The sequence below is a fragment of the Mycobacterium gordonae genome (assembly GCF_001417955.2).
Classification (GTDB): Bacteria; Actinomycetota; Actinomycetes; order Mycobacteriales; family Mycobacteriaceae; genus Mycobacterium; species Mycobacterium gordonae_B.
The window spans coordinates 1-9,362 of the sequence record NZ_LKTM01000058.1 but is presented as its reverse complement, the minus strand read 5'-3'; the positions used below and the strand labels follow the sequence as shown (position 1 = coordinate 9,362).

Annotated in this window: 8 protein-coding genes; 3 read left to right on the top strand and 5 right to left on the bottom strand. The window is 63.2% G+C overall.

Annotation, left to right across the window (positions count from 1 at the left end; translation table 11 throughout):
* Nucleotides 1-872: 872 nt before the first annotated feature.
* Nucleotides 873-1,082 carry a hypothetical protein gene (locus tag AO501_RS36970; RefSeq protein ID WP_156452401.1) on the bottom strand — a complete coding sequence of 70 codons (210 nt, stop codon included), beginning with the start codon at nucleotides 1,080-1,082 and terminating at the stop codon, nucleotides 873-875.
* Between the two features lie 217 nt (nucleotides 1,083-1,299).
* Between AO501_RS36970 and AO501_RS08155 the strand changes: the two genes are divergently transcribed.
* Nucleotides 1,300-1,728, top strand: a complete 429-nt coding sequence (locus tag AO501_RS08155; protein ID WP_055577251.1) for a hypothetical protein — start codon at nucleotides 1,300-1,302, stop codon at nucleotides 1,726-1,728.
* A gap of 45 nt (nucleotides 1,729-1,773) precedes the next feature.
* Here the strand turns inward: AO501_RS08155 and AO501_RS08150 are convergent, their stop codons facing one another.
* Together AO501_RS08150 and AO501_RS08145 are read right to left on the bottom strand one after the other, a co-directional pair.
* A complete protein-coding gene (locus tag AO501_RS08150; protein WP_055577250.1) occupies nucleotides 1,774-2,607 on the bottom strand; it encodes a ParB/RepB/Spo0J family partition protein in 834 nt (277 codons plus the stop codon).
* Nucleotides 2,607-3,320: a ParA family protein gene (locus AO501_RS08145; protein ID WP_055577249.1), complete on the bottom strand. Its 714-nt coding sequence runs from the start codon at nucleotides 3,318-3,320 to the stop codon at nucleotides 2,607-2,609. Before AO501_RS08145 ends, AO501_RS08150 begins: the two co-directional genes overlap by 1 nt.
* An 887-nt stretch (nucleotides 3,321-4,207) precedes the next feature.
* Between AO501_RS08145 and AO501_RS08140 the strand changes: the two genes are divergently transcribed.
* The gene (locus tag AO501_RS08140) at nucleotides 4,208-5,002 is read left to right on the top strand and encodes a ParA family protein (protein WP_055577248.1); all 795 of its coding nucleotides are present in this window, start codon (nucleotides 4,208-4,210) and stop codon (nucleotides 5,000-5,002) included.
* Nucleotides 5,003-5,583: 581 nt separating this feature from the next.
* On the opposite strand, the gene AO501_RS08135 is transcribed toward AO501_RS08140, so the two are convergent.
* On the bottom strand, nucleotides 5,584-7,479 hold the full coding sequence (locus AO501_RS08135) for a hypothetical protein (RefSeq protein ID WP_055577247.1): 1,896 nt from the start codon (nucleotides 7,477-7,479) through the stop codon (nucleotides 5,584-5,586).
* A complete protein-coding gene (locus AO501_RS35180; RefSeq protein ID WP_197419788.1) occupies nucleotides 7,479-8,177 on the bottom strand; it encodes a WhiB family transcriptional regulator in 699 nt (232 codons plus the stop codon). Before AO501_RS35180 ends, AO501_RS08135 begins: the two co-directional genes overlap by 1 nt.
* Before the next feature lie 574 nt (nucleotides 8,178-8,751).
* Here AO501_RS35180 and AO501_RS08125 point away from each other — a divergent pair.
* Nucleotides 8,752-9,362 (top strand): DUF4226 domain-containing protein (locus tag AO501_RS08125; RefSeq protein WP_156452400.1); only part of this gene is annotated, 611 nt, incomplete at its 3' end.

Genomic DNA, 9,362 nt, shown 5'->3' with positions numbered 1-9,362 from the left:
TCAACCCACCAGCCCAGGAGGCCGACACGACCGCCGCTTAACACCCGATGGACTCATCCGCCTTGACAAGTTCCGGACCGGCGGGACGGTAGTGGCTAGCGGTTCCGTGTCCGAGCGGCATCCACCGATTTTCCGCGTTCGACCAATATGAGACGTCATCCCAGGTGATGTTCTCCACAGTCAGCTCGCAGGTGACTTGCACATGATCAGGGTAGTCAAGCGATGTTGCGTAGTAATTGGATTCGATGGTCGGCGTCCACGCGCATGCCATCGCTGGCGGGGATGAGTACCGGACCGTCATTGATGCTGAAATCAAGCACAGCCCAGCTGCGCCTAGACGTGTTCCGAGTTTCGGCACGGCTAGTTCATATCCCATGTACTCCGATCAATCAGTTGGGATCAGGGCATCGAAATGGCCCGCCACACCGACATCACCGCTGACCTGGGCGTCCCAGTCTGCTTCTGCGACTCACGCTCTCCCTGGCAGCGCGGCAGCAACGAGAACGCGAACGGACCACTTCACCGCTCCGCCAGTACTTTCCGAAAGGCACCAGCCTTGCCACCTACACACTCAAGCACCTGCGCGCTGTCGAACACGAGATCAACAACCTGCCCCGCCACGCCCTCCAAGACCGCAGTCCCGCCGAACTTTTCACCGCGCTGCTAACCTCGGCAGACCTCCGACTGTTGCGACGTTGATTAGAAGCCACCTTGCCGACAGCTGGTCAGTTTTCGGTTGCCGTTGACAGTCTTCGCGGTCACGTCGCCGCTTAGGTGTCTTGAAGGGAAGTGCGTGTGTGGTGCTGTGCCGCACTCGGGTATTCTCGCGGCGATTTTCAACCCAGGGGTACGGCTGAGGTGCGCTGATGCACTCAGGCGGTTAGAGCTTCCTCGGGTAGTGGTGTAGCCAGTAGGTCGGCCACGGTGGACTCGAACAGCGCTGCGACGTTGACACCACGCAGTTGCGCGAGTCGGGTCAACCGCGCGTGTTCTTCTGGACGAAGGCGCAGGCCTACCATCTTCGTTCGCTGCCGGGTCTCGGTGCCCTTGCGCCGGGCCCGGTGTTCGGTTTGTGTTGTCACCACAGTTCCCCTCGACAACGCTGCGCTTACCTTCTCCCAGGCCTACCGGTGGGTCCCAGCGGCCGATGTCTTTAGTTTAGCCCATTGATGTCACTAATTTGCGACATGACAGGCACATCGAGTCGTCGATCCGCGCTAGAATGCCGCTAATTAGTAGCATTATGCACCTAATGCCGTCACGGGAGGAGGCAGGCTCTCCACGGGCGGGTCGAGGTTGATGAGCGAGATGAAGCAGGCGCCACCGGGTGTGGAGACCACACCGACGGGTCCGCACGTGTTGCTGCAAGAGGCAGCGGCACGTCTGGGTAAGGACCCGCGCACCGTGGTGCGGGCGATCAAGGCCGGCCAGTTGCGTGGTGGCGCGATCCCGCGTCCTGAGCGGCTGCGGTGGTACGTGTACACCGACGCACTTCCACCTCAGCCCACCCCCTCCCCCACCGCAGCCTCGAGCACGGGGCTCAGCGACTTGCGGGCGCAGCTGGTGACCCAGGTGGAGGTCAATAGGCTGTTGATCGCGGCGCAGCAGGAGATGTTGGCGGCCGAGAGCAGCGCTGACCGTTATCGGGCCGCGGCCCAACACTATTTGGACGCACTGGCGCAGTTCGTGACGCCTGGGCATCTGGGCGAATTGGCTGATCGCCTGTAATTGCGCGTCGCAGATGGGTTGAGTTGTACGACGAGGGGTGCTGTTTTACGCCTTGAGCAGATTCAGGAGCCGGTCGACGCCGTCTGTGCCGAGATATTCCCGCAGCGCGTCAGCTAGCAGGTTGGGTTGACTGTCGAACTTCGACAGTGCGGTGGTGATTGCGCGCGACCGGGATGGGGCTGGTGTGGGCGGGTCTCCGGTGGGTTTGTCGTTGGACTGCTGCTTGTCTTGAGCGGCGCGCCAGCGGGCGACTTGCTGTTCTAGAGGGACTCGGGCGAGTGAGCGGGCCTCGCGGATTGCCAGTTCGCCGCGTCGTAGGGCAGTTTGCAGTTCGGGGGCCAGTTTAAGTAGGGCGCGTCGTTGCGAGACCCAACCTTCGGTGCGGTGAAGGCGTTGGCCGGCGACGTCGGCCCGTCCACACTCGGCGACGAGGGCCTCGACTGCGCGGGCTTCCTCGATGACGTCGAAGTCTTGCCTGTCAACGTTTTCGGTGATCGCGGCGGAGATGAGGGTGACGCGGTCACGGGCAATGGTGTCGTTAACGACTACGTCGAGGTCGGTGCGGCCGTATTTGTGTGCTGCGGCCAGCCGGCGGCAGCCGTTGACGACGACATAGCGGGTGGTGATCTCGTCGTCGGGGTACAGGGCCCGGTAGGCATTGGCAGTGACGACGACTGCGGGTTGCAGTTGCATATCGGCGATCGAGGCAAGGTCGGCGAGGTCACCGAGATCTTCCCGGGGATTCCGCGGATTAGGGGTCAGCTGGGCCAGCGGGGCGCTGCGTGCTGGCCCGACCTCTGGCTGCTGGTCCACCGGTGAGTTGTCGCCGACATCGGCGGCCAGTGCCGCCAGGCTGGTTCGCTTGCCGCGGGCTGCCATTAGTCCCCTCCCCCGATGTTGAGTTCCAGTGCGAAGCGGTAGAAGTCTTCACGCGCTTGCAGCGCGACGCGGTTGGTTGGGTATTCGGTGACGACCTGTCCGTCGGCGCTGGCTCGGGCGTGCAGTTTGTAGTGGCGGATGACAGTGTGGGCCAGGGGCCACTTGTTGAGTCGAACGAATTCCTTGGTTTCGTTGAGATCGTGGACGCCGTCTCGAGGATCCCAGTTGTTGATCACGACGGTGTAGGGCAATCCGCGTGGTTTGACGACTTTGTTGATGGTGCGGGCTGTGGGATCGAAGGACAGCGGTTCGGTCTCGATCGGGATGATGACCCGGTCGGCGAGGTCCAGGACGGTGCGTAGCGCGTCGGCAGCGGGTCCGCGGCCGAGTGGATCACTGGTGGCAGCGCCGGCGTCGAGGTCGATCCACCCTGGTGTATCGACATAGACGTGTTTGATGGTGGGCAGCTCCTTTAGCCGCGCCAGACCGGCAAGGTCATCGTGGGCTTGGACGATGTGGAATGGCAGATCGTCGATCCGCGACGCCCACCACACGGCAGAACCCTGCGGGTCTACTGAGATCGCGGCCACCGGAGATGTGGCGTCGGGGTCGTCGTGATCATTGCAGACGTCGGCGGTCACGGCAGCCAGGTTGACTGCGATGGTGCTCTTGCCGACGCCGCCTTTCTGATTGAGAACGACGTGCACAGCCATAGAAGGCCTTCCGTATGCTTCCCCCGCACGGCGGAGTACTTCGGATGGGATGGAGCTTGATGCTAGCGGGCGCCAACCTTCTTGCGCTGCGGTGACACACCGGCTGTGTCGTGGGTCTCATCAGCCCCATGCCAGCAACCGTTTGCTGCTTTACCGCGGTAAAGTACCCGAATTCGGCACCATGAGGGGCTATCAGCTCGTTTCGAAACTCGTTTCTGACGCTCGCGTTTTGCTAGATACCGGATTTCACGATAAGCGCGAGCATTTATGAGTCGTTGCACACTGCGTGCGCGAATCTCCCAACCAGGATGCAACAACCTCACAGGCACAACTGTCACGCAATCAGCGCGTCGCGGAGCCGCCGCGTCACATACTCACCAGGAGATCGGATGACTCCGTGACACCAACACACCATCACTGAATCATCGAAACAGCAGGTGACGGCATCGCCGGGCGACCTGGCGATCAGTCACCCGGTCGCGGCAGCACACCGTCACTCAATCACCGGGTCACCGGGTCACCTGACGATCACATCACCAGATCGCCGCAACACACCGTCACCTGATCACCTAATCACCAGGAGATCGCGTGACGATGTGGCGACAACACACCGTCACCTGATCACCTAATCACCCAATCACCAGGAGATCGCGTGACGACGTGGCGGCAACACACCATCACCTGATAACCCAATCACCCAATCACCAGGAGATCGCGTGACTACGTGGCCGCAACACAGTGTCACGACCTCACCAAATCACTACATCGCTGGAGCACCCGGTGATGATGTCACCTGATCGCGCCAACACGCCGTCACCGCATCGCAGGGACACTGCATCACCTCGTGTTCTAATCACCTTGTGACTATTGGGACCTAAGGGGATAAAGTGAAAGCTGATGTAATCGCGGTCGCAAACCACAAAGGTGGCGTGGGGAAATCCTTTACCGCGGTGAGTCTTGCTGCGGGATTGGCCCAAGGCGGCTGGCGCACCCTGTTGGTGGATTGCGACGCGCAGGCCAATGCGACGTCGATGTTCGATCCGGACGACGACGTCGACCTGGACCTTTATGACCTGATCGCCGACCAGGCTCCGGTCGCACGGGTGATCCGCAAGACACGAATCGCGAACCTCGAGATCATCCCCTCTACATTGGCCGTCGCGAAGCTCGATCAACAGCTGGTCATGATGCACAGGCGCGAGTACCAAATGGCGATGCGGCTAGAGCCGGTCTACGAGGACTACGACGCCATCGTGATGGACCTTTCACCCAATCTGGGTCAGCTAGTCATTTCTGCTCTGAATGCTGCTGACTGGATGATCGTGCCTACCGACGCCAGTAAGTGGGGGAGGCGCGGCGTCCACATGTTCATGGAGTGGGCCGGATCGCTACGCGCGCACCAGGTGCTTTCCGCTGAGCTGCTTGGAGTCTTACTGACCAAATACGAGCCGAATACGGTCATCAGCCGGGACACCCTTGCTGCATTGAAAGACGACGGTTTGCCGTTGTTTGAGACGTTGATCCCGAAACGCACGGCGGCGGAGCGGATGGTTACCGGCTGTTATGTCCTCGGGGACGTTGAAGCCGACCCCGACCTCGCACAGGCGTACGCAGCATTCACCGTCGATGTGATGAAACGGGTCAATGAGGGTCGTCGTAACCGAGGGAGGCACTATGGGTAAGAACGTCGCTGACGTCGTCGTCGGCATGTTGTCAGACGTGGGATCGGCGACCCGGCCCCCCGCCCGGGCGACCGACCCTGGGACGGCGCCGGCCTCGAAGGCCGAGACCCCCGCTCCTGCGACTCCGCAATCGCCCGAGCCGTCCGACGCGCCGCCGGCGCAGGTTCAAGCTGCTGACCCCGCAAAGGCGGCGTCAATCTCCCCAGCCTCATCATCGCCCTTGTCACGTTCAGATCGCCAGGGCGAGCCCGGCGCTCCGCGAACGCTGCGTTTGCGACCCGAAACCGCGGGAGAATTGCGGGCGGCGTGGTTGTCGGCCAAGCGTGAAGACGTCTTGTTGACAGCACAGGATTTCGCCTCCGATCTCGTCGAGGAAGCTCTACGACTTCGTCGTCGACGTCAGCGGGTAGCCAGCTCAGCCTGACAGATCGGGCAAACGCCACGCGGCGCCGACGGACGCTCTCGCCTGTGTACCCAGCAGCGTTGATGGGGCGGTTGAACGCTTTACCGCGGTAAAGCGGCTAACACCTACCCGCGCATCATCCGGACACGACAAAAGCTGAATCTGCGGTTGACGCCTGTCAGCGCAGTCCGCTGCTGGCCAGAGGGACTGGAGTGGCGCCGAGGATCTCGGCCAGCAAGCTCAAGGCTCGTTCCTCGTCGGTTTGGGGCGGCCCAGTCGCCAGGACTGCGCTGAGGTACTCATGACGGTGCGGGTCACAGGGTTCTGCGGTCACGATGTCGGGGACCGCCAGATCGTCCGGTGGCGGTAGGTTGCGCGAGTTCTCCCGCAGGGTCAACCAGGTGTTCCATACTGCCCGTTCACGCTGGTGTCGCTCGATACGCTGGGCACGGTACTGCGCCAAGTGATGGGCCGAAGCGATGTCGTCCAGACTGGTAGGGCCCGGTCCCACGCGGCCACGGCTGCGCACGATGAGGCCCGCTGTGGCCAATGCGGCCAGACTTACATAGCCGGTGGTGGCGGAGATGTGGGCGGCGGCGAAGACGTCTTTCACCTCGGTCAGTCCGCGGTGTACGACGAGGTCATAGACGCGGCGGTGACGGTGTCCTACGACGCGCCATGCGCTATGTACGTCTTCTATGCGGGTCGAGGCGATGACGCATCGCCGGGATTCAACGGGGTTCTGCGTGGTCAGCGCGTAGTAGTCAGGTTGGCGTCCTTGAGCTACCCGCGTGCGCACCAGTGGTGAGCCAGGACGATCGCGGGTGTCCCGCAGGAACTGCCAGACGGTGGTTTCGCTGAGCAGTCCTGTGGCGATCGACAGAGACCGTCCTCCTACGCCGACGAGGGGCACTCCGTTGACGACGGCTCCGGATCGCAGGGCGTGGACAGCTAGGGCTTGGTAGACCGCTGGTCCTATCCAGCGGTAGCGGTGCTGGGGGAATTCCTGTTCGATCCAGGCGGTCGCGTTCGCTAGCCAGCGGCGGTGGAGCTCGGGTCCATGCCCGCCCCCCCGTGTGTGTCTTTGATCTTGTGCGTGGACTGGTCGGAAAAAGTGGCTGTTGGCGGCGGCCCATTTCAGAGCTTTGTCAACGTCGCGTTGCAGTGCCGCGTGGGCGTTGTGGTGGTAGCGGGCGTAGGCGCGGGCCAGGCCGTCGTGCCATGGGCGGCCCGGGGTCATGAGGGCTGTGATGGTGGCTAGGGAATGGCCGTGGAGCACGGCATGCGCGAGCACTGACTGGCGGGCTTCTGAGTGGCTGGGCCAGCTGTGGTCGGTTGGGAGTTTTCCGGTGGTGGCGTAGAGAGTGATACGGGCGGGCATGTCGCCGGTTCGGACATATCGGGGATCTAGCCGGACGTGGGGTCCGGTTCCGATGAGTGTGGTCGGCGGTGGGGAGGGTGGGTTGATGGCGTGCTCGGGGCGGTTGAGTGCGCCGAGCAGGACGTGGAGCCGGGGGAGTAGGGCTGGATGTGAGCGGCGAGTTAAGGCGTCCTGGGCGGCGGTGAGGGATCCGTCGAGTTGGCGGTGTCCGCCTTGTCGGCATGGCGATCCGGGTACCGTGATGCAACCGGTCTTCGGATTGGTCATCGGGGTCTTGTCCAGGGTGGGTAACCGGGATTCCAGGAGTCGCATCAGTGGGGCGAGTTCCTCGGCGCTGGCGCTGGTTCCGAGTGCCAGCGGGACCAGGATGTGGCGGCCGCCGCTGCGGGAGCGGTCGGTGACGGCTACTCCTCCGCATTCGGTGATCCACGTCAGGGCGCGAGCGAAATCTGTGTCAACGGCGCGCTGACCGTGGCGCTTGGTGTCGAAGTCCAGGGCCAGGATTTGGGTGCGCCCTCGCAAGTAGAGGTATGCGGCGGCGGGCACGCGGGGCAGCCGGCTGCTGAGATTGGTGGTTCGGTCGAACTTGTCGGTGTCGGGGTTCCATGTGCGCAGCAGGGGGCGGGCCGCGATGAGGTGGGCCAGCGCTTTCCAGGTAGTGGTGGGGTCGGTACTGGTTGTCGCGGCGGACACTAGGCGATACCGCTGCTGTGCGGGTTCGGGCAGGGGTAGAGGTGACCGCGGGTGTCGAGGTAGACCCAGTGATGCTGGCGCCAGAGCATGGGCGCGCCGCTTGCGGTGCTGCGCGGGTCAACTAGGTAGCCGAGGTCCAAAGCTGTGGGAACCTCGGTGTGTTCGATCAGGTCAATGCAGTTCCTGCAGCCGGCAATCGCCTCTGCGGGACTACCGAGCGTGGTGGTGGAAGGGCGGCGGCGGCGCAGGAAGATCGCGGATTGTTGGTAGGTGCAGCCGGCGGCGAAGATCTCGCAGTGGCCGCTGGCGCGGGCGGTGATGACCGCCGCGATCTGCGGGTCCGGAAGTTGGGTGTGGAGTCGGCCGACCAGTTGGCGGCGTGATCGTGGGCGGGTCGACGGCGGGGCGAGGGGCGAGGCGGCCGAACTGTGAGCCGCGGGGGCTTGGTGTGCTGCTGGGTTAGCGGAGCTGGTGCGGCCGAGGAGATGTTGTTTGGCCTCGAGATCGCCTTCAATCCAGACGCCGGCCCACATCCCGTAGTTGGGTCGGTTGCGCAGCGCGGTGGCAGCGCAGTCGCCGAGCTGGGGGCAGCGCAGGCATTGTCGGCGGGTTCTGAGCTGCTGGTGGGGGTCAAACCAGTCGCTGGGGCGTTTCGCGCAGGGTGGGGACAGCGAGGGAGTGTCAGTCTTGAGGTTCACGAAGGCGTCCTCTATCGTGAAACCGGCCTGGCTAGGCGTGGTTTCTGTTGTCAGAGGCCATATCCGGAGTCGGTAGCTCCGGTGGCAGGTATCCCCGTTTCGGCGGGGATTTCTGCGTTGTGGGCCGGTGTGGAGTTGTGGTGTCGGCTCGCCGCCGTCGAGGCGGGTCTGTGGGGGTTCCGGGCTCCTCGTGGCTGGTGGTGTCTGTGTCCTTGGTGGGACCAGAGTGACATAAGTGCGCGGTTGAACCGCGCAGACACGCCGCGCGGTTCAACCGCGCAACGTTGCAGCCTTGTCCGTGCCATCGGCGGATATCTGCCAAGCAACCTTCATCACCCGGTAGCGATCTGCAGCGCGGTCCCACCCAGCGCGCACGCCGAGATATCCCTGTCCTGCCATCTCGCCCCGGAGCAGTGGTTTCGGTCTGCCGAAGCGCTGGTGCCGGAGATGGCGAGGCTGTCTTGATCGCAGCATCCGAGTATTTCGCGACGACTGTCGCGCAGCGCCATTTCCGCCGGTAGCGTCTCTGCCTATGGCACATATGCCCACGTCAACGGCTATTGAGGGGTGACTGTTGACCGTCGATGCAACCTCGGACTTCGCCGGATTCCTATTGGGACCTGTGCTGCACGCGGCCGTGAAGGGTATCGCTGACCTCTTCACTGATGATCAGCCGCACTCCGGTGGGCAGTCACCGCAAGAGGCGTTGCTACAGGCTCTTAATGCGGCGAACGCGCCCGGAGTTGTTACCCAACCGGACGGGTCCTCGGCGCTGCGCGATGCTGCCGAGCGGGCCGCCGACGCTTACCAGCGGGCCGGGGGTGCCGCAGCGGCGACTGATGCCAAAGTGGCGGCACTGCTGAAGAAGTATCTCGCTACCAACGAGGCAACGCGGATGGAAGTCACCGCCATTGTCAAGGAGATCCAGTCGCGGGAAGAGCAGTTGAAGAAGAATCCAGCGGTGCTCAACGATCCCTTGGCGATGAAGGCATTTGGGGAGTTTTTAGATGAGCGATTGGGCAGGATTCAACAGGCGATGGAGCGCGCCAAGGTGGACAACGCCCACCAGGCGGAGCTCATTGATGTTCTCGCCGATGAGTACCAGGCGACCGCCGCCACTGCCGAGCAGCACACCCCGAAAGATGGCGGCAGCAAAACGGACACGCCAGTTGATGGGGGGTCGGG

What these genes read in the sequence shown, in the direction of transcription:
- AO501_RS08155 (WP_055577251.1), top strand. Translation starts at nt 1,300, where the DNA reads ATGAGCGAGATGAAGCAGGCGCCACCGGGTGTGGAGACCACACCGACG.
- AO501_RS08150 (WP_055577250.1), bottom strand. Translation starts at nt 2,607, where the DNA reads ATGGCAGCCCGCGGCAAGCGAACCAGCCTGGCGGCACTGGCCGCCGAT.
- AO501_RS08145 (WP_055577249.1), bottom strand. Translation starts at nt 3,320, where the DNA reads ATGGCTGTGCACGTCGTTCTCAATCAGAAAGGCGGCGTCGGCAAGAGC.